The organism is Nonomuraea sp. NPDC001636 (assembly GCF_040298265.1).
Lineage (GTDB): Bacteria > Actinomycetota > Actinomycetes > Streptosporangiales > Streptosporangiaceae > Nonomuraea.
Genome location: NZ_JBEOZT010000052.1, coordinates 14,364 through 38,569 on the forward strand (window position 1 = coordinate 14,364; position 24,206 = coordinate 38,569).

20 protein-coding genes are annotated in these 24,206 nt (G+C 70.4%); 11 read left to right on the plus strand and 9 right to left on the minus strand.

The annotated features are described in order from the left end of the window. Positions 1–189: 189 nt before the first annotated feature. Positions 190–1,314 (minus strand): NAD(P)/FAD-dependent oxidoreductase, encoded by a 1,125-nt coding sequence (locus tag ABT158_RS48935; protein WP_352365982.1) that lies wholly within the window; start codon positions 1,312–1,314, stop codon positions 190–192. A 505-nt stretch (positions 1,315–1,819) separates the two neighbouring features. Between ABT158_RS48935 and ABT158_RS48940 the strand changes: the two genes are divergently transcribed. The 4 genes from ABT158_RS48940 to ABT158_RS48955 all read left to right on the plus strand — a co-directional run bounded on the left by ABT158_RS48940 (position 1,820) and on the right by ABT158_RS48955 (position 5,355). After that, a complete protein-coding gene (locus tag ABT158_RS48940; RefSeq protein ID WP_352365984.1) occupies positions 1,820–2,800 on the plus strand; it encodes a GlxA family transcriptional regulator in 981 nt (326 codons plus the stop codon). A gap of 119 nt (positions 2,801–2,919) precedes the next feature. Continuing rightward, positions 2,920–4,308, plus strand: a complete 1,389-nt coding sequence (locus ABT158_RS48945) for a DJ-1/PfpI family protein (RefSeq protein WP_352365986.1) — start codon at positions 2,920–2,922, stop codon at positions 4,306–4,308. A gap of 7 nt (positions 4,309–4,315) precedes the next feature. Further along, positions 4,316–4,477, plus strand: coding sequence for a hypothetical protein (locus ABT158_RS48950; protein WP_352365988.1), 162 nt, complete (start codon positions 4,316–4,318; stop codon positions 4,475–4,477). A gap of 440 nt (positions 4,478–4,917) precedes the next feature. Continuing rightward, positions 4,918–5,355 (plus strand): PPOX class F420-dependent oxidoreductase, encoded by a 438-nt coding sequence (locus ABT158_RS48955; protein ID WP_352365990.1) that lies wholly within the window; start codon positions 4,918–4,920, stop codon positions 5,353–5,355. A gap of 303 nt (positions 5,356–5,658) precedes the next feature. Here the strand turns inward: ABT158_RS48955 and ABT158_RS48960 are convergent, their stop codons facing one another. Continuing rightward, positions 5,659–6,891 (minus strand): MFS transporter, encoded by a 1,233-nt coding sequence (locus tag ABT158_RS48960; RefSeq protein WP_352365992.1) that lies wholly within the window; start codon positions 6,889–6,891, stop codon positions 5,659–5,661. Between the two features lie 158 nt (positions 6,892–7,049). Here ABT158_RS48960 and ABT158_RS48965 point away from each other — a divergent pair, with 158 nt between their 5' ends. Next, complete coding sequence (locus ABT158_RS48965) at positions 7,050–7,523, plus strand: CGNR zinc finger domain-containing protein (RefSeq protein WP_352365994.1); 474 nt, start codon at positions 7,050–7,052, stop codon at positions 7,521–7,523. A 413-nt stretch (positions 7,524–7,936) separates the two neighbouring features. Here the strand turns inward: ABT158_RS48965 and ABT158_RS48970 are convergent, their stop codons facing one another. From ABT158_RS48970 to ABT158_RS48985, 4 genes are read right to left on the minus strand one after another with little or no spacing between them, the layout of a single operon-like run. Beyond that, a complete protein-coding gene (locus ABT158_RS48970; RefSeq protein WP_352365996.1) occupies positions 7,937–8,308 on the minus strand; it encodes a DoxX family protein in 372 nt (123 codons plus the stop codon). Between the two features lie 31 nt (positions 8,309–8,339). Continuing rightward, a complete protein-coding gene (locus ABT158_RS48975; protein ID WP_352365997.1) occupies positions 8,340–9,137 on the minus strand; it encodes an ABC transporter permease in 798 nt (265 codons plus the stop codon). Beyond that, the gene (locus ABT158_RS48980; protein WP_352365998.1) at positions 9,134–9,898 is read right to left on the minus strand and encodes an ABC transporter permease; all 765 of its coding nucleotides are present in this window, start codon (positions 9,896–9,898) and stop codon (positions 9,134–9,136) included. The genes ABT158_RS48975 and ABT158_RS48980 overlap by 4 nt, the downstream gene beginning before the upstream one ends. Next, complete coding sequence (locus ABT158_RS48985) at positions 9,891–10,805, minus strand: ABC transporter ATP-binding protein (RefSeq protein WP_352366000.1); 915 nt, start codon at positions 10,803–10,805, stop codon at positions 9,891–9,893. The genes ABT158_RS48980 and ABT158_RS48985 overlap by 8 nt, the downstream gene beginning before the upstream one ends. Before the next feature lie 367 nt (positions 10,806–11,172). On the opposite strand from ABT158_RS48985, the gene ABT158_RS48990 reads away from it, so the two are divergent. The 3 genes from ABT158_RS48990 (at position 11,173) to ABT158_RS49000 (ending at position 14,133) form a co-directional block, all read left to right on the plus strand. Next, positions 11,173–11,814, plus strand: coding sequence for a TetR/AcrR family transcriptional regulator (locus ABT158_RS48990; RefSeq protein ID WP_352366002.1), 642 nt, complete (start codon positions 11,173–11,175; stop codon positions 11,812–11,814). 142 nt (positions 11,815–11,956) lie between these two features. After that, the gene (gene blaOXA / locus ABT158_RS48995) at positions 11,957–12,823 is read left to right on the plus strand and encodes a class D beta-lactamase (RefSeq protein ID WP_352366004.1); all 867 of its coding nucleotides are present in this window, start codon (positions 11,957–11,959) and stop codon (positions 12,821–12,823) included. After that, entirely contained in the window at positions 12,820–14,133 is a 1,314-nt protein-coding gene (locus tag ABT158_RS49000; RefSeq protein ID WP_352366006.1) for an MFS transporter, read from the plus strand. The genes blaOXA and ABT158_RS49000 overlap by 4 nt, the downstream gene beginning before the upstream one ends. Positions 14,134–14,306: 173 nt before the next feature. Here ABT158_RS49000 and ABT158_RS49005 read toward each other — a convergent pair whose 3' ends face one another. Together ABT158_RS49005 and ABT158_RS49010 are read right to left on the minus strand one after the other, a co-directional pair. Beyond that, complete coding sequence (locus ABT158_RS49005; RefSeq protein WP_352366008.1) at positions 14,307–14,630, minus strand: hypothetical protein; 324 nt, start codon at positions 14,628–14,630, stop codon at positions 14,307–14,309. A gap of 66 nt (positions 14,631–14,696) precedes the next feature. Further along, positions 14,697–15,341 (minus strand): TetR/AcrR family transcriptional regulator, encoded by a 645-nt coding sequence (locus tag ABT158_RS49010; protein WP_352366010.1) that lies wholly within the window; start codon positions 15,339–15,341, stop codon positions 14,697–14,699. Between the two features lie 78 nt (positions 15,342–15,419). Between ABT158_RS49010 and ABT158_RS49015 the strand changes: the two genes are divergently transcribed. Beyond that, a complete protein-coding gene (locus ABT158_RS49015; protein ID WP_352366012.1) occupies positions 15,420–16,409 on the plus strand; it encodes a zinc-binding dehydrogenase in 990 nt (329 codons plus the stop codon). 219 nt (positions 16,410–16,628) lie between these two features. On the opposite strand, the gene ABT158_RS49020 is transcribed toward ABT158_RS49015, so the two are convergent. After that, positions 16,629–17,024, minus strand: a complete 396-nt coding sequence (locus tag ABT158_RS49020) for a MerR family transcriptional regulator (protein WP_352366014.1) — start codon at positions 17,022–17,024, stop codon at positions 16,629–16,631. A 49-nt stretch (positions 17,025–17,073) separates the two neighbouring features. On the opposite strand from ABT158_RS49020, the gene ABT158_RS49025 reads away from it, so the two are divergent. Then, complete coding sequence (locus ABT158_RS49025; protein WP_352366015.1) at positions 17,074–18,123, plus strand: aldo/keto reductase; 1,050 nt, start codon at positions 17,074–17,076, stop codon at positions 18,121–18,123. Between the two features lie 592 nt (positions 18,124–18,715). Next, positions 18,716–23,830 (plus strand): fibronectin type III domain-containing protein, encoded by a 5,115-nt coding sequence (locus ABT158_RS49030; protein WP_352366017.1) that lies wholly within the window; start codon positions 18,716–18,718, stop codon positions 23,828–23,830. The last annotated feature ends 376 nt before the right edge of the window (positions 23,831–24,206 follow it).

Below are 24,206 nucleotides of genomic sequence, written 5' to 3' on the forward strand. Positions count from 1 at the left end.
CCAGAGAGCAACCGAGATCTGGTCATGGTCGTCTCCAGTGACGGCCACGGGCTCTTCGACGCTGTCACCGGCGAGAAGATGCTGTGCAGGCCGCCGCCGAAGAGGCCGGCAATGTGCTCTCCGCGGATGGCGCCAGCAGCGATCTACCCTCTGGACACGGCCAACGCTCGACTCGAGGAGGTCGTACCGTCAACTTGCCCGGGTGTCCGGGGAGAACCGTTCCGGGCGGAAGTCGGCGAGCCTCTCGTCCCTCCTTCCGCTGACGATCTCCGACGCGAGCAGCCGGCCGATCACCGGCCCGAGCGTGATGCCGCTGTGGGAGACGGCCTCGTAGTAGCCCGGCACGGACGGCACCGCTCCCACCGAGGGGTATCCGTCGCCCGGGATGGGCCGGTCGACCACCCGCGTGCCGACGATGCGGGAGTTCGCGAACCCGGGAACGACGTGCCGCGCCGACTCGTGGAGCAGCCGTTGGAGCGCCGCCGGATCTTCGCCGGTGTCGATGAGCGCGTCGACGTCGCGGCTGTGGAGGACCACCGAAGCGCCTCCGTCAGGACGGATCGCGACGCGGGGCGCGTGCATGGTCCGGCGGATCGGCACCTGAGCACACTCGATCCGGGTGACGAGACCGGGCTCCCGACGCATCGGCAAGTGCCGCGCGACGAGCCCGGCGACGCGAGCGGCGCCAGGTCCCGCGGCGTTCACGACGACGTCGACGTCCAGGCGGCTGCCGTCGGACAGGACGACGGTCCGCACGCTCCCGTCGGCGGCTGTGCCAACGTCATGGACCGTGGTGCCGAACCGGTGCTCGGCGCCGGACGCGACGGCCTGGTCGACCAGGCGGCCGACGAGATGGCGTCCGTGCACCCAGGCTTCGTCGGGAAAGAACACGACCGGAACCTCGTCGGACACCGTGAGCGCGGGTTCGAGGTGGCGGCGTACCTCGGCTCCCGTGCGTACCTCGGCCCGGTAGCCCCAGCCGGCCAGCAGCCCGGCCGTTTCCAGGAGGCTCGCCTCCGCCGCGGGGTCGTCCGCCCAGCGCAGGTGACCATCGGGGTGCCACCATGGGGCCGGGCCGATGATCCCGGCAAGCTCGCGGTACGCCGCCATGCTCGCGACGTTCAGGTCGAAGTAGGACCTGCTCGCGGTCTTGGCGCTGGCGTTGACCCACGAGAACGACCAGTCGGTGACCCCTTCACCCGGCCGGCCCGCGTCGAGGAAGACCACCTTGACGCCGTGCCGGGCCAAACTCCAGCCCACACAGGCTCCGAGAACGCCCACCCCGATGACAGCAACACATCCAGGCCGCTCCACGGTCCGATTCTCGCGCAGATGTGATGACCAGTGAAGCGCGACATCGAGGTTGTCCGCTTGGTAGACGGTACGTTTGGCCGGCCCTTCTCCTTGGGCACTCAGATCGGCGATTCCCTGAATTCCGGCGGCTGCGACAATGATTCACCGCTCATTCGGAAACGATCTTCGCCGTGGCCATTAACTCGACGCCGACAGCAGAGGTACAAGCGGGCAATGTGGAACACCGCCCGCATGCACTGCTCGTCACGCCGGTCCTGCGAGCGCGATCCGGGCCAAGTCCACCTTGCTCCACGGTGCGGCCCGTCTTCGCGTCACTAAGAAGTTGATCACTTAGTGGGTCTGGGATGCCCAGTTCGATCAGGAGACCGAGGATCGTGCGGGCCCTCGTGGCGTAGTACTCCACCACCAGTCCCGTCCGGCTCGGGACCTCGCAGTGCCTGATCCGTCCGGTCTCCGGCGCTGGTTGCCCTCGTGGGCATCGGTGGAGCTTGCCTACTGTGTCCGTGTGAGTGACGTGACGAGCGGGCGTACGGGACGGGTGGTCGTGCTGGTGCTGCCCGAGGTGAACCTGCTGGATCTCGGCGGCCCGGTCCAGGTCTTCTCTGCGGCAGCCCACTTGGGCGGCTGCTACCGGCTGGAGTACGTCGCCGAGACCGGTGGGGTGCGCTCGGCGCAGGGGCTGGAGCTCGCTGGGCTCCAGGCGCTCGCGGCGACGCAGGCGGAACCAGGTGATCTGGTGCTGGTACCGGGGCCACGACTGACCGGATCCGACCGACTGGTGTCGAGCGCCGCAGTGCGGTGGCTGCGGGAGGCTTATGACGCGGGGGCCCGGGTGGCATCGGTGTGCAGCGGCGCCGCGGCCCTGGGAGAGGCGGGGCTGCTGGATGGCCGGGCGTGCACGACGCACTGGTCGCTGACCGGAGCGATGCGCGAGCGGTATCCGGCAGCCCGGGTCCGCGAGGCGGCCCTGTACGTCCACGACGGGCGCATCAGTACCAGCGCGGGCATCTCCTCCGGGATCGACCTTGCACTGTCCCTCGTCGAACGCGACCACGGCCCGGAACTGGCCGCCGCCGTCGCCCGTGAGCTGGTGCTCTATCTACGGCGGGACGGCGATGCTGCCCAGATCAGCCCGTTCCTGCGCTACCGCGACCATGTGCAGCCCGCCGTGCACCGGGTGCAGGACCACCTGGCTCAGCACCTGGATGCCCCGCACTCCCTCGACGAGCTCGCCGCCGTTGCCCATCTGTCGCCGCGTGGTCTGACGCGGGCCTTCACCATGGCCACCGGGATCACTCCGCTGGCCTACCAGCGCCGGCTGCGCCTGGAACGGGCCCGTGCCCTGCTGACGGACACCGACCTGACGGTGGAGACGGTCGCTGCCCGTTGCGGCTTCCGTGACGCACGGCAGTTGCGCCGCCTGGTCACCGCGAGCTTCGGCATTTCGCCGTCCCGACTCCGCGCGCAGTTGCGCCCCGCCGGCTGAAACGCCCGCTGGGAACGGCTCCTGACGCCTTCCCTCGGCCACTTCCTTTCTTGTTCTCCCCATGGGGGCGGTTGCGTGTGCCGCACCGCCATCGATCGACCGCTTTATGGAGGTATGTCGTGTCAAGATTGAAGAGGGGGCGCTGGGTGGTCCGCCGTGCGGGCTGGGTGCTCATGGGCACGGCGTTGTCGGTGGCGTCGTTCGCCGGGATCGCCTTCGCGGGGGTGAGCATGTCGATGGCGGACAGTTTCGCCCCCGCACCGACCGCATCGGACGCGCGTGCGTGGCCGACCGCGCCGGCCGTGCCGACCGGCCGGATCACGGTGGCCGTGGTGGTCAGCAACGAAGGGTCTGTGGCCACCGACGTGATGGCGCCGTACCGGGTGTTCGCCGAGTCGGAGAAGTTCTTCGTCTACACCGTGGCAGCCGAGCGCCGCGTCTCCCCGCTGTCCGGCGGCGCCCATCTCCTGCCCGACCACACGTTGGCCGAGGTGGGCAGGGGGATGATCCCTGAGCCCGATGTGGTGGTCGTGCCCGCGGTGACCGAACCGGCCGGCGCCAAGGAGGCGCGGCTGCGGGAGTGGATCGTGGAGCGGCACCGCAAGGGCGCGCGTGTTCTGGGAGTATGCGCGGGCTCGGAGCTGCTGGCGGCCTCCGGCCTGCTGGACGGCCGGGACGCGACCTCCTTCTGGTCCAACATCGACTCCTTGCAGCGCGATTACCCCCGGGTGCACTGGAAGCGCGGCCAGCGGTATGTGGCGGACGGCCGGGTCACCACCACCGCCGGCGTCACCTCCGGTACGGTCGGAGCCCTACGGGTCGTGGAGGAACTGGCAGGCAACGTCGAAGCCGCCCGAATCGGGAAGGGCCTGTCGTATCCGGGCTGGACTCTGGACGGGCCGACCACGATCCCGGCCAACCACCTCACACTCGGCGACCTGCCGTACGCGCTGAACGCCGCGTTCCCCTGGCGGCGCTCCACGGTGGGGATCGGCCTGGCCGACGGCGTCGATGAGATCGACGCCGCAGCCGCCTTCGAGGCGTACGGCGGGGTGTCCTTCAGCGCACGTACGGTGGTCCTCGGCAGCCGTGGCACAGTCACCACTCGTCACGGCCTCGTCCTGATCGTCCAGCCGACGGGTTCCAGCTCCCACGGAGTGGACCGCTTCGTGGTGCCGGGCGTCGCGGATGTGTCGGCCGTCGACACGTCGCTGCGCACGTGGGCGCACCGCAACAAGCTGGCCGTCGAACTGCCCGGCGGGGGACGGCATGCCGGTGAGTTCGGCTTTGATCCGGTCCTGCGTGACCTCGCCCGCCACAGCGACCGCTCCACCGCCCAGGTCACGGCCAAGTTCTCGGAGTACCCCTCCGCCCACCTGACGCTCACCGGGGCGGCCTGGCCCTGGCGGTCGACCCTGCTGGCCGTCGCGGCGGCCGCGGTCAGCGTCGGTGCGGGGTTCCTTCCGACGGCGATCCGGCGGGCTGTGCGGCGCCTGTGGGCGGCATGACAGCGCGTTGCGGCATCTCGCGCAGGCCGGACGGACCGCGCCGGAGTCGCAGGCCAAGAGCCGCAACCAGCACCTGGCCAGCCTCGGCCGCTACGTGCGCCTGGGCGAGGAGACCTCCGCGCGCATCACCGCCGAAGCCGACCCCGTCCAGCGCCGCCGTCCCCGCTGACCTCCACCCCACGCGCTGGCGAGGACGCCATCAGGAGGACTCCCGCGCCAGCAGCACCTGATCATCGTCAGCGTCAGGCTCGACGCGGTACCCGGCCTTGCGCAGGTCGTCGGAGTACCGGGCGAGCTCCTGCACGGATGCTCGCGCGCGCGGCGTCCTCAGCCCGCCAGGCAGTGCGCACCTGACCGCTTGACGTGCGGCGTCGGCCTGGTCGAGAAGCGCGTCAACCCCGGGCCCGGCGCCGGTCTGAATCCGTCATCGATGACCGCTCCCTGTGGTTGGCCCAGCACCTGTCCGAACCGCTCCGCCGGCTCGCGGGCTCTTTGCCCCGCGGGTCTGGAAGGCAAGCTGAACCCTGAGTTCCGCAATGCGGTCGAACCCGCGGTGTGCTTGGTCGGATCGCTTGACCTGAAGCACGGTTGAGGTCGCAGACTGCTGCCATGATTTTCACTGACTCGGAGCTCGCATACCTGTCGGAGCAGGAGCTCGGCCGCCTGGCCACCCTCGGCCCCGACGGGTCTCCCCACTCTCAGCCGGTCGCGATCTGGTTCGACCCCGCAACCGAGACCGTCCAGATCGGCGGCCCGGAGCTGAGCAAGAGCCGCAAGTACAAGAACGTCCTAGCCGACCCCCGGGTCTCCCTCGTCATTGACGACCAGTCACCGACGCCCAACGCCCTCGGCCAGACTGGCCGAGGCATCGAACTGCGTGGTCACGCCGAGATCGTCTTCCTGGACCCACCGCTCCACCCGGCCTTCGACCACGAGGCCCTGCGCATCCGACCGCACCGCATCGTCGCCTGGAATCTCGAGCCGATCACCAATCCGTCCTTCGGGAGCGGCTCCCACCTCCAGGGCTACAACTCCCGCGACGTCTGACCACGATCGACAAGACGACGGCCAGCGCGGCGATCTGCGCTTGGTTGGTCTGGGTGGTGAGACTACGGTCGTGGGCGCCGAGCAGAACCTGCGCCGCCGCCGCACGCCACCGGCTCGGCCTGCCCGACATCAAGGCCGAAGATGTTCACCAGATGCCCGCCTCTTCCCGCCGCTGCTACCGGGCCTTCGACCGGCTGGCCACCGTGCTGAATCCAGCGCGCCACGATCGGCGCGCCCGCCTGCCCCAGCTTCAGACCGACGGACTGCGCTTCCTGGCTCCGGCCACCGCCCCCTGTCCGGGTCTCAGTTGTCAGCTACGTGATCGGATTCACGGGAAAGCTCTTCGGCCGGCACCGCGGTGGGTGTCGGCAGGGGCGAGGCGGTCCGGGTGGCGACGGCTGCCAGGATCGCGCCGGCCACGGCTGCGGCCGCGGCGGCGATGAAGGCGAGGGCGCCGGTGTCATGGGGACCGGTGAGCTGGCCCGCTACGGCGGTGCCCAGACCGTAGCCGGCCCACATGAACGTGTTGAGCCAGGCGAAGACCTCGGTGCGGTACTCGGCGGGGGCGTGGTCGGCGAGCAGGGCCGGCACGACCGCGTCGCGCGGCCCCGTCACCAACCCGATCAAGGTGACCAGTACGGCGAGCGTCACGAAGCCGGACGCCCATCCTCCCCCGAGCAGGACGGCCGCCTCGGCGAGCGAGAGCAGGACGAGCACGCGCCGGCCGGTGACGGGCCGGCTGCGCGCGCCGTACCCGAGGGTGCCGAGGAGGGCGCCGGCCGACAGCAGGCCCATCAGCACACCGGCGGCGGCCGCCGAGCCGAAGGTGGTGGCCGAGGCGACCGTGGCGATGCGCAGGCAGCCGAAGGTGAAGGTGCCGAAGGCGGCGATGGCCAGCAGCAGGACCGTAGGCCGGTGGGTGAGCGGCCCGGCCAGGCGGAACCTGCTCGGTGGGCTGGGCGCTGCTCGCCGTACCGCGGAGGAGACCAGGAGCAGCGCGGTGCCGAGCAGGACGGCGGCGCCGGCGGCGGCCACCACGCCGCGAGCCGGAACGGCCAGGGTCAGGACCGGCACGAGCAGGGGTCCGGCGATGAACGTCAGCTCGTTGACGGCATTGTCCACCGCGTAGGCGGCGGGCAGGGAGGCGGCGGGGACGAGGCGTGGCCACGCGCCTCTGACGACCGATCCGGCGGGCGGGGTGGTGGCGCCGAGCAGGACCGCGGCGCCGATCATCAGTGCGGGCGGGGCCAGAAGTAGGAGTCCGTAGGCGACGGCGTGGGCGGTCAGGTAGCCGGTCAGGGCCGGGCGGGGGCCGTACCGGTCGGCGATGCGTCCGCCGAGTGGCGCACACAGGGCCAGGGCCAGCGCGTGTCCGGTGAGGACGAGGCCGGCGGCGGCGTACGAGCCGAGCCGGTCGACGGCGGCCAGCAGCAGCGCGAGGCTGAGCACGGGCGTGCCCAGCTTGACGATGAACCCGGTGACGAGCAGGTGTGGGACGCCAGGCTGGGCGAGCAGGCGTCGATAGGGCGTGAGCAAGGCCGATGGCTCCGTTACTATCTAACTGGATTTTGCCTATGACACACAGAAGGGGTGTTACTAGTCAAGTGCAAATAGCCTGTAACGTAACCCGGCAGGCTCCGCTGATCGCCGAGCTGGTCAACCTGGCCACGGCGCGCTGGCGGGGTGGCGCTTCGGTGCAGCCACCGGCAGGCGAGGACCTGGCCCTGACGTTCGCCGCCCAGCTCAGTGATCACGCGGGTGCGGCCCTGCGCGCGGTCCCGGACGCGGGGCGGCGCCTGGCCGAGCTGGGCGCCGAACTGCGGCAGGCGCTGCTGGCCGAGCATCCGGCGGACCAGGCCGCCCGCATCAACGCCATGATCCGCAAATACGGCGCGCAACCGTACCTGGCCGAGGACGTCGGTCAGCCGTTCCACCTGCACTTCCACGGTTCGGGTGGCACCCCGGTGGAGGCCATGGGCGGCGAGTTCGCCACGGCGCTCGCCCTCATCGTGGACGGCTACGGCCCCGATCGTTTCGGACCGTGCGCGGCGCACCAGTGCGAGGCGGTCTACATCGACCTGACCCGCAACGCCTCGCGTCGCTACTGCAGCGCGGCATGTACGGCTCGCGCCAAGACCGCCGCCTACCGCAGCCGCCGCCAACCCTGAAGAGTCGCCCTTCGACGTCAGAGCCCGCAGATACTGGGCGATCCGGCCGAGCCGGTCGCCGATGATGCTCCAGCTCTCGGCCACCAGTTGCCGCACGGTCCACATCAACGAGCAGCGCGCCGACGCGCAAGGCATCATGGGCAGCTCGTTCCCGACAACGCCTCCGGGTCCTCCATGGAGACCTCGGTGCCGCTGTCAGCGGGGTCGATACAGAACGTGCCCGAGGTCTCCCGCACCACGCCGGACCCGTTGTCCGCCCCCTCTCTGCTCCACCGCTGTCCGTCGCGCGCCGCGACCACGGGATCCCCGCCCGTACGGGCCCGTGGCCCGTGTTGTCACGACCGTCTTCGTCCTCAGGGCGTTTCGGGGTTCCCAGGGTTCCGGCCGCGGCGGCGGCCGTCGAAGTGGTCAGGTCAGAAGGCGTAGGGGCCGAAGCGGGCCCAGGCGATGACCGCGGCCGGCGCCAGCAGCACCACGTTCACGACGATGGCCGCCGGCTCCTTGCGGCGGGCGTGGGTGGCGACGGCGCCGAGCATGGTGACGGCCAGGCCGGTGGCGGCGAGCGGGGTGAGGATCGAGGCGATGCCGGTGACGGCGGGCAGGATCAGGCCGACGGCGCCGAGCAGTTCGACCCCACCGATCAGCCGGATCCGGGTGAGGGTGAAGTCCTCCACCCAGGGCGCCATGGGACGCAGTTTCTCCTTGGGCTGAGTGGCGTGCATGGCCCCGGCCAGGAGGAATACGGCGGCCAGGACGGCCTGGACCACCCACAGGAACACGTTCACGTCGATTGCTCTCTTCCTTCGGGTTCTTGGCCTAGTACCGGCCGAGGGTGCCCCGGTGCCGGGCGAGGTTTTCCAGCCGGTTGAACAGGATGACCCCGGCGGCCGTGATGAGCAGCGGCTGGGCCAGCAGCCAGCCGAGCCCCCAGCCCGTGGGGAGAGCCGCCAGAGAGTGTCCGCCGAGCAGGATGTCGCGCATCGCCTCGATGCCGGGCGCGATGGGGACCAGGAGCCGGCTGAGGAAGGCGATCGGGTCGGGCAGGGCGGCCAGGGGGACCAGGGTGCCGCCGGCGATGGCGTAGAGGGCCACGGACAGCTGGGTGATGATCTCGATGCGTTTGAACACCAGGGTCAGCCCGCACAGGATGAGCGCGAGTCCGCAGGTGCCCAGCACGATGGCGGCCAACGGTACGATCACCTGCGCGTCGAAGGGCAGGCGCCCGCCCTGGACGGTGATGGCGACGGCGCCGGTGGCCAGGACGGCCAGCGCGGTGGGCACGGCGGAGACCACGGCGGCGACCTGGCGGCCGAGGATGCTCGCGGCCGAGGGCAGCGGGGTCAGGTAGGTCTGTTCCAGCACGCCGGACTGGATGTCACCCAGGTAGCTCCAGAACACCCGGTTGACCTGCTCGTGGATGAAGGTCAGCGCCACCATGCCGAGGAGCACCGGCAGCAGCAGGTCCTGGCGCAGCTGTCCGCGTCCCATGAACAGCACGATGAGCAGGTAGAACAGCGGGAATGTGATCATCTCCAGCAGGGCTTCGCGCCATCCGGCGAGCAGGTTGAGCAGTCCCTTGCGGACTTCGGCGGCGAATCCGAGGACGAAGGTCATGACGACTCCAGGGCTCGGCGGTGGTTGCGGGCGAAGAGCAGACCGGCGACGGCGGTGAGGGCGAGGGTGTGGGCGAGCAACCACGGCAGGGTGCCGCCGGTCCAGAGCTGGGTCAGCGTCCGGCCCTCGAACAGCGTGTCGGCGAGCGCCTCGATGCCCAGCGTGGTGGGCAGGACCCTGGCTGCCGCGGCCAGCCAGTCCGGATACAGGGCCAGCGGCAGGAACGAGCCGTTGAGCAGCAGCACGAGCGAGGTGAACAGCGATTGCAGGGCGCCGATCATCGGGGAGACCAGGGCGAGGGCGGCCAGCAGGAAGGTGAAGGCCAGCGCGTTGATGCCCAGGAGCGCGGCGGGCAGGAGCGCCGCCCAGCGGAGGGGGATGACGATCCCGGCCGCCAGCACCGGGACGAGGGCGGCGACGGCGGCCACGGCCAGGCCGAACATCGAGGCGGTGATCAGCCGTCCGAGCATCGGCAGCCACGGCGGCGCCGTGCTCATCTGGGACTGGGCGTAGGTCCCCGTCCGTTTCTCCTCGATGAGGTCGGCCACCATCACCAGGCCGGCGTACTGCAGGAACCAGTAGCCGCCGATCGCGACCAGCGTTCGCGGTAGCAGGTCCTGGCGCAGTTCGCCCTGGCCCAGGACGAACTGCAGCCCGAGGTACATCATGGTGCTGATCAGCAGCGTGATCACATGTCCGACCGGGTGGGCGAGCTGGACGCGCAGGCCCTTGCCGATCTCGGCGCGCAGGACCTCAGGCATGGGACGGCTCGTTCACCAGAGCGAGGAACACGTCCTCCAGATCGGGCTGGACCTGGGTGAGCGACTCCAGGACGGCTCCCTGCGCGCGCAGCCGCTCGACCACCTCGTACACCTCGCTCGGATCGCTCACCCGCACGCTGATCGTGGTGCCCCCCTCGTCGGTGATGGCGTCGAAGCCGGGCGGCGGCGCGCCCTCGACGCGGATCTCGTACCGGTCGCGTTCGCGGAAGCGGGCCAGCAGTTCGCGGGTGGGCAGGTCGGCCACCAGCTTTCCCTGGCGCATGACGGCTATCCGGTCGCACAGCTCCTCGGCCACGTCCAGCTGGTGAGTGGTGAGCAGGATGGTGGTGCCGAGTTCGCGGGCCTGCTCGGCGATCCAGGTCTTGACGGTACGGGTGGCCTCGACGTCCAGGCCGAGGGTGGGCTCGTCCAGCAGCACGATCGGCGGGTCGGCGATCAGGGCGGCGGCGATGGCGACCTTCTGCTGCATGCCGCGGGAGAAGCCGCCGACCTTGTCGTTGCGCCGTTCCCACAGGCCGAGATCGGTCAGCAGGTCCTTGGCGCGTTCGGCGACCCTGGCCTTGCGCAGCCCCTTGAGCCGGCCGAAGTACATCAGGTTCTGCCAGGCCGACAGGCTCCAGTACACGTTGCGGGAGCCCTCCAGCACGGCGCCGAACTGCGCCATCGCGGAGGAACGCTGCCGGGCGACGTCGAAGCCGCCCAGCCGGGCCCGGCCTGAGGTGGGGGTCAGCAGTCCGGCCAGCATCTTGATGGTCGTGGTCTTGCCGGCGCCGTTGGGGCCCAGGAATCCGAAGACCGATCCGGCGGGGATGTGCAGGGACACCTCGTCGACCGCCCGGGTCTGGGCGGCGCCGTACACCTTGGTCAGCGCGTCAATCTCGATCATGTCTTTCCTCGATCAGGGGTGTGGTCCCGGCCCCCGGGCGGGGGCCGGGAAGGTCATCAGTGCTCGTCCAGGACGTCGATGTCCTCGACGGTGCTCTCGCGGGTCAGCGCGAAGGCCGCGGCGGCCTCGGCATTGCCCGGTACGGCCTGGCGGGCCGCCCGCAGGCTGTCGGCGGACTCCCAGCGCCGGATGCCGCCCCAGGTGGAGCCGTCGATCCGGCCCAGGCGCGCCCCGGTGAGCCCGGGGAAGGCCGCTCTGGTGCGTCGGCGGGGTCGGCTTGGAAACGGGTGATAGTGATGGCCGACATCGCTAGACCTGCTCTCTAGAGTTGACTTCTAGTGACTGAATCTAGAGATAGACTTTAGCCATGAGCCATGTCAAGCCGACCAGCAAACGGGCGCAGAAGGCGCAGGAGACCCGCGGGCGCATCCTCCAGGCGGCACTGGAGCTGTTCGTGCAGGCCGGCTACGGCGCGACGAACCTGCAGGACGTCGCCACGAAAGCCGGGGTCGCGGTGCAGACGATCTACTTCGTCTTCGGCAACAAGCGCGCCCTGCTGAAGGAATTGGTCGACGTGACGATCGCGGGCGACGACGAGCCGGTGGCCACCATGGATCGGCCCTGGTACGTCGACGCGCTGGCCGCCGGCACCGCCCCCGACATGCTGCGCGCCTACGTCACGGGCACGACCTCGGTTCTGGAGCGGGTCGCGCCCATCGGCAAGATGCTGGACGGGGCGTCCGCGAGCGACCCCGAGGTCGCCGCGCTGTGGCCCCACGACGTCAACCCGCGGTACGTCGTCCAGCAGAGGGCGGCCGAGGCGCTGGTCGGCAAGCCCGGCGCCCGGGCGGAGGTGCCGGCGGAGGAGGCTGCCGACCTGCTCTTCGGCCTGCTCAGCCCCGAGCTGTACCTGCTGTTCGTCCATGAGCGCGGCTGGCCGCGCGACCGCTGGGAACGATGGGCCCTGCATACCCTGCACGCTCAGCTCTGCTCGGATCAGGACCGCTGACCTTCGACGCGACCCGAAAGCCATGGACACCATCGACCGGACCGTCGGCGGCTTCTCTGCCAGCGGGTATACGGATTCGAATATCGGTCGTCCATTGATATCGATATTGGACAGTTCAGATGTCCCGTGATCTCCTCTGCGCATGAAGAAGGCAATCCCCCAGGCCCTCCGTTCCGGGCTGGGCGTCATCGTTTTCACCTCACTCACCCTCCTCGGCGCTCCCTCGTACGCGGCCACCGCCTCACCCACCGCCACGGCCACCGAGGTACGCCCGAGAACGACCGTGCGTGACGACCTGCGTACGGTGTTCGACACGGCCGGGGTGCGGGGCACGTTCGCGCTGCTGGACGTGTCGTCCAAGACGACGACCATGGTGGACCGGCGGCGCGCGGAGACGCCGATGGTGCCCGCGTCCAGTTTCAAGGTCCCGCACGCGCTCGTCGCGTTGGAGACGGGCGTGGTCAAGAGCCCCGACGAGGTGATCCCCTGGGACGGCACGCCGCAGCCGTTTCCCGAGTGGGAGAAGGACATGACCATGCGGGAGGCCGTACGCATCTCCAACGCGGCGGCGTTCCAGGTGATCGCCCGCCGCATCGGCCTCACGCGCGAACGTCAGTGGCTGCACCGGCTTGGCTACGGCAACCAGCAGACCGGGACCGTGGTCGACCGGTTCTGGCTGGACGGCCCGCTGAAGATCTCGGCGGTGGAGCAGACCCGGTTCATGGAACGGCTGGCCGCCCTGCGCCTGCCCGCCTCCCGCGCGAACCAGCGTACCGTCCAGGACCTGATCCTGATGGAGAAGAAGAACGGGTACACCCTGTACGCCAAGTCAGGCTGGCAGAACGCCCCCAACCCCGGCACCGGCTGGTGGACGGGCTGGGTCGAGCGCGGCGGACGCCTGTACACCTTCGCGCTGAACATGGACATCGCCAAGGAGGCCGACGCCGCCAAGCGCGCCACGCTCGCCCGTCAACTGCTGTACCGGCTGAACGTCCTGCCCGCGGCGTGACCGTCTCCCCCGCAGACCACGGTGACCGTCGCACGGTCACCGTGGTCGTCACCGTTCAGGCGGCCATCTCGCTGGGCTACTTCGCGGCCATGGCGCACGTCGTCCTGCACCTGCGAGCCGACCTCGGACTGGCCGCCGGAGGGATCGGCCTGGTGCTGGCGCTGCGCAATCTCGTGCAGCACACGCTCTCCCTGCCGGTCGGCGCGCTGGTGGACGTACTCGGCCCGGTGCGGATGGGGATCTTGGCGTGCCTGCTGCGCGCGGCCGGGTTCGCCCTGCTGGGCACTGTGTCCAGCCTGCCCTGGCTGATCGTCGCCGTGGTCCTGCTGGGCACGGGCGGGGCGCTGTTCCACCCGGCGGCGCAGTCGCTGCTGGCCGGGCTCGCCGAACGGCGAAGGGCGCGCGGATACGCGGCGTACGCGATGACGTTGCAGGTCGCGGCGGTGGCCGGCCCGGTGCTCGGGCTGGCGCTGCTGAACGTCGGCTACTGGCTGGTGGCGCTGACGGCGGCGGCGCTGTGGGGCGTGGCGGCGTACCTGTTCTCACTCCTGCGGCACGTCCCGCGCGTACGGGTGCCGCACGGGGTCGTCTCCGGGGTGCGAACGGTACTGCGGGACCGGGTCTTCATCGGGTTCGCGGCCGTGTCGGCGCCCGCCATGCTGCTGACCGACCAGTCGTCGGTGGTCGTACCGCTCGGTGGCGCGGACGCGACAGCGGTCACCGTGTTCTCCTGCGTGCTCGCCATGGTGTCGGCCGCGGTCCAGCCGTGGTGCGCGGTACCCGGCCGCGCCGACCGCCCGCACGTGCTGCGCGCGGGACTGCTGCTCGCCGCTGGCGGCCATCTGCTGCTGGCGGCCGGCGCGGGCGCCGGGTTGACGGGCCTGGTGCTGGTGGCAGTGCTGCACGGGCTCGCCGACGGACTGTTGCAGCCGGCGGTCTTCCAGACGATCGCCCGGCTCGCCCCGCCGACGCGTTTCGGGGCCTACCTGGGCGTGCAGACGTTCCTGTCGGGCCTGGTCGCGTTCGCCGGCGGCATCGCGGTGGGCGGGTTGTTCGACCGGGGACCAGGCGGCGCGACGGCGGCACTGGTCATCCTGACGTTGACCGCCTGCGCCGCTGCGGCCTGCGTCCGTCCTCTGCCTGAGCAGGCGATCGACGCCCGAGACGCGATGCTGCCGGTCACGCCCGATGCCGGCTCATCCCCGTGGAGCGCCGGACGGCGGCCGAACTCCGGCGATGCCAGGCCCGACGATGTCCCCGGCCGCGCCGAAGAGCTCAGGGACGGTGCCCGCGACGCGACGAGGTCATGACCGGCGGGACCGTCGCCGTCGCGCCCATGGCCCGGTCGGCGAACCTCTGACTGGCAGACCTCTCATGATCGACCGGTCAGCTGTCTGGCTCGCCGCCGGCCCAGTGCAGGAACCGGTCCGCGGGATCATGAACAGCGCCGTCCGGCCATACGACGGTGAACGAACGACGGCCGTCACGGTGATCGATCGGTCGCACTCTGAGGCTGTTGATGACGAGCATGCGTCCCATGAGCTCTCCCACCTCGCTGGCATTGCGAACGTTTCGCCGCCGAGCGGCCATCAGCGCTGTTGCGGCGCTTGGCCCACGTCACCACGGTGGCCGCGGCCAGGGCTGGGGCGATCGCGACCGCAGCCAGATCGGCCAGGTTGACCTGGTCGGCTGGATTCAGGGCCCGCCGGACCAGAGCCACCGTCGCCATCAGTGCGACGGTGGCCAGAACAGCGGCCGGACTCCGGCTCACACCGATATGTTCGCCGCCGTCCGGCACCTTCGCCATGCTTCAGGGCCCACCCCCGGTGCCCCCGAATCGCGACTTTCGCCGGCTACGGCGTGAAGCAGCTCTTCACGATCGAGGGTGTGGTCGTGGTCTGGAGCTTCCTTCTCCCGCGGCGCTCCTGGCCTGGGTGCCGGCGACGCGGAGGCCGTCGATGACGAAAGCCGCGAAACGGCGTACTGCTGCGTCGCGCGTAGAGGCGGGTGCGGCGGTGAGTCCGCGGCCGGCGAGGAGGATGACGGCGAAGTCATCGAACACGAAGTCCGGACGTAGCCGACCCGCAGCCTGCGCGCGGCGGATGATGGTCCAGACGACACGGCCCAGTTCCTCGCGGTGTGCCGCGAAGTCGACGACGTCGGGGTGCGCCGACATGAACGCGTCCGTGAAGCCCTGGTTGCGCGCGTTGAGGAGCAGGATGCGCTCGACGACGTCGCAGAAGCCGCGCCACGGATCCGGGTCGGCGGCACCGTCGTGGACGATCGAGCCGCACTCGGCGAGCTCGTCCTCGAACGCCTCGAGCACCAGGTCCTGCTTCGTCGGGAACCGGCGGTACAGGGTCGCGGGCCCGACGTCCGCACGCCGGGCGATCTGTCGCATCGTCACCTCCAGCCCGGACTCCGCGAACAGCTCCCGGGCCGCGGCGAGGACACGGTCGCGATTTTCCCTCGCGTCGACACGCAGCAGGTGAGTCATCTTTCCGGCAATCTCTCTCACAACGGCAAGTGGACGCATGCGTCCGTTACGTTCGATCGTACGGGAGCCAATCGGCTCGAACCAGCCAGGGAGCGATGCATGCGAGCAGTCTCGATCCGTACCTTCGGCAGCCCGGACGGCATGGAGGTCGTCGATGTCCCGGTCCCCAGCCCAAGCGCAGGCGAGGTCGTCATCCAGACCGCGGCGATCGGGGTCGGCGGGGTCGACGCGGTGATCCGGCGCGGCACGCTGGGCGCGCTCGGCCCGGCCATGCCTGGCGACGGTCTGGTGCCGGGAAGCGAGGTGGCTGGGACGATCACGGCCGTGGGAGCAGGTGTCGAGGCGTCGTGGCTCAACCGACGTGTCTGGGCGTTCACCGGCCTTTCCGGCGGCTACGCCGAGCACGCGGTCGCCCGGATCGAGCACGTCACGCCCCTTCCTCCCGGCCTGACGCCCGTGGACGCGGTGACGCTCGGCAGCGCGGCCCCGGTGGCGCACTTCGCCCTGCGGCAGGCGCACTTCGCCAAGGACGACACCGTGCTGGTACGCGGCGCGGGCGGCAGCATCGGCATCGCAGCCGTCGAGATCGCGGCCCGAGCCGGCGCACGGGCGGTCGCGGTGACCACGTCGTCAGCCGGGCGGGGCGAGCGGCTGATGGAGCACGGCGCGACACACGTGCTCGACCGTGAGGGGAACAGCACGCGCGGCCTCGAGCCGGCCGATTTCGATGTGATCGTCGACATCGTCGCCGGGCCGGCGCTGCCCTCGTTCCTCGCGCGGCTCGCACCCCATGGTCGACTGGTGCTGGTCGGCCTCGTCGCCGGGCCTCCCCCGGCGGACTTCGGATCGGCGTTGCTGAGCCGGTTCCGGCAGTCGGTGTCGGTCGCGACCTTCAGTCTGGACACGGTGCCGCGAGCCGACCTGGCCCGGGTACGCGCCGACCAGTTCGAAGCCGCGGCGCGGGGCGACCTCAGTGCCGTCGTCCACGCCGTGCTCCCGCTCGAAGCGGCAGCAGACGCCCACCGGCGGATGGATGCCGGCGAGGTCTTCGGCCGCGTCGTCCTGACACCCACGTGCAAGCCGATCTGATGCCCACCACCACGGACCTGCGCTCCAGTTCCGCGGATCCACGCCAAGATGGCCCGTGCGATCGCACATGCACCACGCGCGCATGGTCGAGACCAACGGCGCATCCCACTGCCTGGTCGAAGCCATCGCCGGAAAAGGCGTCGTCCACCTGACCTGATTTCGTCGATGAGACGTAGCAGCCCCGTCGGGCCTACGCGGGTCTTCTTGCCCCCAATGGGCTCAGGGCGCACAATCTGTGACGTTGTCCCGCAAACCCAGACGGCCTTCGTAGATGGCCACCTTGTGGCTGATCAGCTTGAGGCACTCGTCGAGTTCATGCATCTGGGCGAGCACACGTTCCTGATGTTCGCGCAACACCTCCAGCCGTTGCACCTCGTTGCCTTGGCCCGCCCTGACGAGTTCGGTATAGCGCCGAATGTCGGTCAGAGGCATGCCGGAGGCCCGCAGCCGGATGCACACGCCCAGCCAGGCGACGTCACCCTCGTTGTAGACCCGGTGCCCTGCGGTGCCCCGCCGTACCGGCTGGGCCAGCAGCCCCTCCCGCTCGTAGAACCGGAGTGTGTGCACGCTGAGCCCGGTGCGTTCGGCGACCTGGCCGATGCTCAAACCCGACATGTGGCCCAGTTTGACCTAGAGTTGGCTCTAGGTTCTACGGTTCTGAAGTATGAGATATCGCATCCTCGGCGGCACTGGCATCGAGGTCAGCACCCACTGCCTCGGCACTATGATGTTCGGCTCGGCCGGCAACCCCGACCACGATGACAGCATCCGCATCATCCACACCGCTCTCGACCACGGGATCAACTTCGTCGACACCGCCGACATGTACTCGGCGGGCGAGTCCGAGGAGATCGTGGGCAAGGCGCTGCAGGGCCGGCGAGACGAGGTGGTGCTGTCGACCAAGGTGCACTTCCAGATGGGGGAGGGGCCCAACCGAAGCGGCAACTCGCGGCGTTGGATCATGCGCGAGGTCGAGGCCAGCCTCAAGCGGCTGCGCACCGACTGGATCGACCTCTATCAGATCCACCGCCCCGACCACCGGACCGACATCGAGGAGACCCTCTCCGCACTGACCGATCTGGTACGGCAGGGCAAGATCCGGGCCTTCGGCAGCTCGGCCTTCCCGGCGCACGAGACGGTTGAGGCCTATCATGTGGCCCGGCAGCGCGGCTTGTACCAGTTCCGCACCGAGCAGCCGCCGTACAACATCCTGGCCCGCGGCATCGAGGGCGACGTCCTTCCCACGGCGCAGCGGCTCGGCATGGGCGTGCTCACCTACAGTCCGCTGGGCTGGGGGTTTCTGACCGGCCGTTACCGCAAGGGGCAGCAGGTCGACATGTCGCAGGGCCGCGCCGCGCGAGCGCCAGAGCGGTTCGACCCGTCTATCCCAGTCAACGCAGCCAAGTTGGAGATCGTCGAGGAGCTGGTGAAACTGGCGGACGAGCTCGGCTGCACCCTGCCGGCGCTGGCCGTCGCCTTCGTCGCCGCACACCCGGCGGTCACCTCGGTCATCCTCGGCCCGCGCACGATGGAGCAGCTGGAGGGCTTGCTGAAGGGCGCCTCGCTGGTGCTCGACGACACCGTGCTCGACCGGATCGACGAGCTCGTGCCGCCCGGCACCAATGTCTACCACCCTGTCGGTCTCTGGAGCCCCGCTCCCCTGACCGACCCCGCATTGCGCCGCCGCCCGCTCGGCGACCGCGCCGCAAGCTGACCCAGAAATGCTTCCGGTCCCGGGGAACTTTACGTGACATGTTCCAGCCGGGACCGGCGAGGCAGCAGCGGCTGACGCGGGATGGGCCACGGCCGAGGCCAGAGCCTGCTCGATCGTGCGGGGCCCACGCCGTACTCCATGTAGTGCTGCTCATTCTCACCGACATCGATTCCGCTCAGACCGATCGCTGTCACAACTGACCGACAAGCGCGGTCGGTACGCACCTTCGCAATCACTCTGACCGGACTCGACGAAGCCGCAGCAGGTGTCAAGGCCATCGTCTTGCATTTCGCCGAGCTGGCGCCAAGACGGGCCATCAGGTGCGGAGTGAGCCGCCTACCACCGGCGCCACCGTCCCCAACCGACGCTCTCCCCGGCCACTGTTCTCGCTCGCCTGACCTGCGGCCTCCACGGTCGATGTGGTGGTGGGCTCCGCCTGCGGCGCTGCTGGTCGGCCCGCGGGCTGGGACGTCATACGGTGGGTATCTTTCCCCATTTGTCCCGCTTACCCCACAAAGCTCACTATTTAGCCATATTCCGAATGAACAGCAGCACCTAATGTCCTGATGACTTCTCGCTTGTGGAGGCTGAAGTGATCAAGCGGTTGCTGCTCTCCCTGGTCCTGCTCCTCGGAGCGCTCCCAGCGCTGGGTGCACGGCCCGCCGCCGCGTCCCCGGGCACCTTCGAGCCTCCAGGGCCCGACACCACGGTAGCGAGCGCAGCCGCCCTGGCTCCTGGCCCCGGGCAGTACTTCAGCGCGCGGGTACGGGTTCTCTCCAACATCGCCATCGCCGCGGGCGCCACATCGACGGTGAAGGTGACCGGCGTGGGCACCGTTCCCGCGTCCGGTGTGGCCAGTGTCGCGGTCAACGTCGCGGCCAAAGGCGCCAGCGCGGCCGGCGCCGTGGTGGTCTACCCGTCCGAGCTGAGCGCCGCCCCCGGGGTGACGGGCGCGCGGTACCGCTCGGGCGTGTGGGACGACCACCTCCTCATGGTCAAGACAGGCACCGACGGCTCGGTCAAGGTCAAGAACACCGGTACGGCCGCGGTCAACGTCTACCTGGACATCCACGGCTACACCACCTCCGCCGCGGCGGCCTCGGCCGGGGCGTCGTACGTGCCGCTCAACACCTCGCGGATCATCGGCAACCAGAGCGTCCCGGCCAACTCCACCGCCTCGTACGCGGCGGTCGGCGTGGGCGGGATCCCGGCCGGTGGCGTGGCCTTCGTGGCGCTGACGCTCATCGTGAAGAGCACGGGCAGCGGGCGGGTGACGGCCTATCCGTCCGGCTCGGCGGCCCCGGCCGGGTCGAACATCGACTACCGGCCGAGCAGTTTCCTGTCCAACCTGGTGATCGTCGCGCCGGGACCCGACGGGAAGATCACCATCAACAACGCGGGCGCGGCGGCCCTGACCGTGTACGCGGACGTGGCGGGCTACTTCGCCGCTCCCGCCGCCGCGGCGGCCACCTCCGCGCTGACGCCGCTGGCCCCCGCGCGCATCGTGACCAACGTGTCGGTGGCGGCAGGCGCCGACTACACCGTCGCGCCACTCGGCAAGGCAGGCGTGCCGGCGTCCGGGGTCAGCGGGGTCGTCGTGGACGTGTCGGCCAAGAGCACGGTCGGCGGCCTGCTGCGGCTGTTCCCCACCGGGCAGTCGAGCATCCCCGGCGGCGGCTCGATCGCGTTCCAGGCGAACGACTTCTGGGCCAACGTCGTACCGGTCAGGCTCGGCACGAACGGCACCTTCGTCGTGAGGAACACCGCCACCGCGGCGATCGCCCTGTCCGTCGACACCTACGCCTACTTCAAGGCGCCCGTCGCGCCGGACGCTCCCTCCTCGGTGACCGCCTCGCCCACCGACGGCGGCGCCGACGTGGCGTGGAAGGCTCCGGCCGACGGCGGCGCGTCGATCTCCACGTACACGGTGACGGTCTCGCCCGGCGGCGCCCGAGTCAGCTCCACCACCACCTCCGTGCACGTGAGCGGGCTGACCAACGGCAGCGCGTACGTGTTCACCGTGACGGCCAGGAACGCGGCAGGCACCTCGCCCGCCTCCGCCCCCTCCGAGCCGGTCACCCCCGCCGCCCCCCGCACCCCCGGCACGCCGCTCATCACCGCGGTGACCGCGCGTGACGCGGCGGTGAAGGTGGACTGGAGCCCGCCGGACACCGGCACGGCGGGCATCGTCAAGTACGCGGTCACCGCTTCGCCGGGCAACGTCTCCGTGGAGGCCGCCGCCGACGCGACCCAGGCGACCGTCGGCGGGCTGACGAACGGCACGGCCTACACGTTCGTGGTCACCGCCGTGAACGGCACGGGCAGCGGCTCGCCCTCGGCACCCTCGCAGCCCGTCACCCCCGCGCCCGCCACGACACCGCTGCGGCCGCCCGTCCTGTCGGTGGTCGCGCTCGACCAGAAGGTCGAGATCCAGTGGGCGGAGCCGCCCGACGGCGGAGCGGCGATCAGCGGATACCACCTCACGGCCGAGCCGGGCGGGCTCACGCTGGACACACCCGCCGCGACCACGGTCGCCACGTTCACCGGGCTCACGAACGGGACGGCGTACACGTTCACCGTCGCTGCACGCAACGCCGCGGGCACGGGCGAGGCCGAGACCGCGGGCCCCGCGACCCCGGCGGCGCAGCGGGCTCCGGTCGCTCCCGCCGGCGTGACCGCCTCGACCACCGCCGACGGCTCGGTGAAGGTCACCTGGAACGCGCCCAGGGACACGGGGACCGCGCCCATCACCTCGTACACGGTGACGGCGAGCCCCGGCGGCGCGACGGCGACGGCAGCGGCCACGGCGACCAGCGCGGTCGTCTCCGGCCTCGACGTGGCGACGGCGTACACCTTCACCGTGCGGGCCGCCAACCAGTACGGCGCGAGCCCCGAGAGCGCGGCCAGCCAGTCGGTCCTGCCGAAGGTGACCGCGAAGGCCACCCCGGTCGTGCTGTCGGCCGCCTCGCTGGCCCGCCTGATCGCGGTCGGCACCGACGGCACGCTCGACTTCGACTCCCCGCCCGCGCAGGTGACCGGCCTGACCGCAGGCACGTACGTGGTCGCCCCGGTCTCGGCGAACACGCCGCGCGGCCTGTTCCGCAAGGTCACCGCCGTGACCACCCGTGGCGCGCTGGTCAGCGTGATGACCCAGGAGGCCGCCATCCCCGACGTCGTGGGCGACGGCGACGTGGCCTTCGACACGGTGACGGACGCGTCAGGCGTGCAGTTCACGCCGCTCGCACCGGGCGTGCGGGCCGTGCGGCCCACCCAGGACGGCAAGCCGGTGAGCGCGGCGGGCGGCCCGGGCAGCATCGGCCTGCGCGACGGCGCGCTCGTGGTGGAGGTCGCCACGAAGGCGGGCCCTGCCGGGCACGACGACGTCGGCAGGAAGCTGGAGATGTGGATGACGCTGGCCCCGCACGGCCACGGCAAGATCCACCTCAAGGGCGGGACGCTGGAGCTCGATCACTTCGGCGCCAGCGTCAACGTCGCGCTCAACTCGGTCGGCAAGATCGGCGCGATGGCCGAGTGGCAGAGGAAGTGGCTGATCGGACGCATGCGCACGCCCTGCATCGACCTCCAGCTCGGCCCGCTGCCGGTGCTGATCTGCCCGGAGTTCGATGTCTACGTGCAGTTCGAGGTGGACGGCTCGCTCGGCATCGCCTTCCAGGCCGGCTACAGCCGGGAGGTCGGCGCCACGGTCACCCTCCAGGGCGGCGATCTCAGCATGGACAAGATCGACATTCCGGGGCGGCAGAACCACGCCGAGCTGATCGCGTACGGCGACGCGGGCGCAAAGATCAGCTTCCCGTTCGAGGAGGTCATGTACATCTACGGCGCCGCGGGTCCCGGCGCCAGCTTCGCCCCCTACGTCCAGGTCATCGCCGACACCACCCAGAACCCGTGGCTGGAACTGCGCGTCGGGCTGACGCTCGGCGGCTTCATGAAGACCAGGAGCCTGTTCGGCAAGGCCCTGTCGATCAGGAAGGACGACCTGGTCAACTGGTGGTACTCGGCCTGGCACTCGGGCCCGTTCACCGGCATCGAGATCGACCCCGCGCACGTCGAGGGCGGGCCCAACACCGCGTACGACTTCGATTTCAAGGTCACCGGCATCCCCGAGATCACCGCCGTCCAGTGGAGCGTCATCACCGGTCCTGGCACCATCGACCAGAACGGCACGTACACCTCTCCCTCGTACGGCCATGCCACGATCCAGGCGTACAGTCCCGCCAACGGCACCCGCCCGCCCCAGTACGCCGAGGCGGAGATCACCATCTGCGACTGCCTGCCGGGACCGCCGCAGAACGCGGTGGCCCGGCCCGGCCCGCTGCAGGCCACGGTCTCGTGGACGGCCCCCGCGCCCGTGCCGGGCTCCCCGCCCGTTGACGGCTACGCCGTCGTCACCGACCCGCCGAGCGGCACCCGCTACACCAAGGAAACGCAGGTGGTGGTGAACCAGCTCAAGCCCGGAGTCATGTACACCATCTGGGTCTACGCCCACAACTTCCGCGGATACGGCGAAGCCTCCCAGCCCACCGCGGTCATGCCCACCCGCGCGATGATCGGCTTCGGCGCGCCCGTCAACGTGGCCGTGGACGCCGACGGCAATCCCGACACCATGAACTTCGCCGGGAGCTGGGGTTCCAAGCTGTCGGCCGACGGCCGCTACGTGTTCTTCGCGGTGCGTTCCGGCAGCAACCTCGCGCCGAACGAGGTGTACCAGCCCAACGGCAACGCCATCTACCTGGTACGCAAGGACCTCCAGACCGGCGAGATCATCCTCGTCTCGCGCGGCGGCGACGGCCGTACCCCCAGCTACATCCCCATCACCGTGCCGGGCACGGGCATGGCCACCAACCGCGACGGCTCGATCGTCGCCTACATCGGTGACAGGAACGCCCCGTTCAACTCTCCGGCGATCATCGTCAGGAACCTCAGGACCGGGCAGGTCTGGGTGGAGGACCCGGGCGTGGCCTACGAGGACTTCGACACGATGTCGCTGCGCCTCAGCGAGGACGGGACGGTCATCGCCGTCCGCGTCGGCCTCACCACCGACGCCCCGCCGCCGCGTGAGGCCACCATCTACCGCGGCGTCGTCGGCCAGCCGCTGACCAGGGTGGACACGGTCTGCGTCGCGAAACCGGGCTGTCACACCAACAACTACTTCGGCCTGACGCGGGACGGCGTCCTGGTCTGGTACGGAGTGAGCCTGACCGCCTTCGTCGGCACCCTCCAGGTCTACAACGCCAACAGCGGCACCACCGTGGACCTGCACCCCAACGCCACCGAGGACGACCACTTCCTGAAGGCGATGCTGTCCGGCGACGGCAGCACCATCGCCGCCTTCTACGCCTGGGGCACCGAGACCACCAGCGGCCAGGGACTGGTCATCAAGCCCGTCAACGCCGGCCGCATCGTGGCGGGCGACATCCTGATCTCCAGCAAGTCGAACGTCGATCCGGAGGCGATCAACCGGAACGGCCGCGTCGTCGTCTACAGCGAGCTGTACGACGCGGGCGGCAGCACCCGCACCCGGTACAAGATCTACGACCTGGGCGCGGGCGGGCCGACCGTGACGATCCCCAGCATCAGTTCGCTGCCGTACGTGGGCATCAGGCCGCAGCTCGACGACGACGGCGGCCTGCTGGTGTGGACCCTGGACACCCCGGACCTCGACGGCGTGTACGCCTGGCGGTACTGACCTCGTCCGCGGCGCTCAGGCGGAGACCTCCTGCCGCAGCCGGGCGAGCCCGGGGCCCGCGGGGTGGTCCAGCGCCGCGTACCGACCGGCGAGCAGCAGGAGCAGCGCGAAGATCGGCCCCTCGATCCTCGCGCCCGCCCCTACGCTTCAGGAGACGTCGGTGGCGAGCAGGTGAGAGCCGCCCAGCCTGCGGCGGGCGTGGAAGGGGAACCGGTGCCGCCACGCGTCGTCGGGCGGCGACCTGCGCGGCCTTCACCGCGCTGGCCGCAGCGGGTCACACCGACATCGCGGGTGCGCTCACCTTTCAGCCGGGTACCGCCGCCTGCCAGAACTGCCCCAGGTCCTTGGCCAGGGTGAGACTGGAGCCCACCGTTAC

What these genes read in the sequence shown, in the direction of transcription:
- ABT158_RS48955 (WP_352365990.1), top strand. Translation starts at nt 4,918, where the DNA reads ATGATTTTCACTGACTCGGAGCTCGCATACCTGTCGGAGCAGGAGCTC.
- ABT158_RS48975 (WP_352365997.1), bottom strand. Translation starts at nt 9,137, where the DNA reads ATGACCTTCGTCCTCGGATTCGCCGCCGAAGTCCGCAAGGGACTGCTC.
- ABT158_RS48980 (WP_352365998.1), bottom strand. Translation starts at nt 9,898, where the DNA reads ATGCCTGAGGTCCTGCGCGCCGAGATCGGCAAGGGCCTGCGCGTCCAG.
- ABT158_RS48985 (WP_352366000.1), bottom strand. Translation starts at nt 10,805, where the DNA reads ATGATCGAGATTGACGCGCTGACCAAGGTGTACGGCGCCGCCCAGACC.
- ABT158_RS48990 (WP_352366002.1), top strand. Translation starts at nt 11,173, where the DNA reads ATGAGCCATGTCAAGCCGACCAGCAAACGGGCGCAGAAGGCGCAGGAG.
- blaOXA (WP_352366004.1), top strand. Translation starts at nt 11,957, where the DNA reads ATGAAGAAGGCAATCCCCCAGGCCCTCCGTTCCGGGCTGGGCGTCATC.
- ABT158_RS49005 (WP_352366008.1), bottom strand. Translation starts at nt 14,630, where the DNA reads ATGGCGAAGGTGCCGGACGGCGGCGAACATATCGGTGTGAGCCGGAGT.
- ABT158_RS49015 (WP_352366012.1), top strand. Translation starts at nt 15,420, where the DNA reads ATGCGAGCAGTCTCGATCCGTACCTTCGGCAGCCCGGACGGCATGGAG.
- ABT158_RS49020 (WP_352366014.1), bottom strand. Translation starts at nt 17,024, where the DNA reads ATGTCGGGTTTGAGCATCGGCCAGGTCGCCGAACGCACCGGGCTCAGC.
- ABT158_RS49025 (WP_352366015.1), top strand. Translation starts at nt 17,074, where the DNA reads ATGAGATATCGCATCCTCGGCGGCACTGGCATCGAGGTCAGCACCCAC.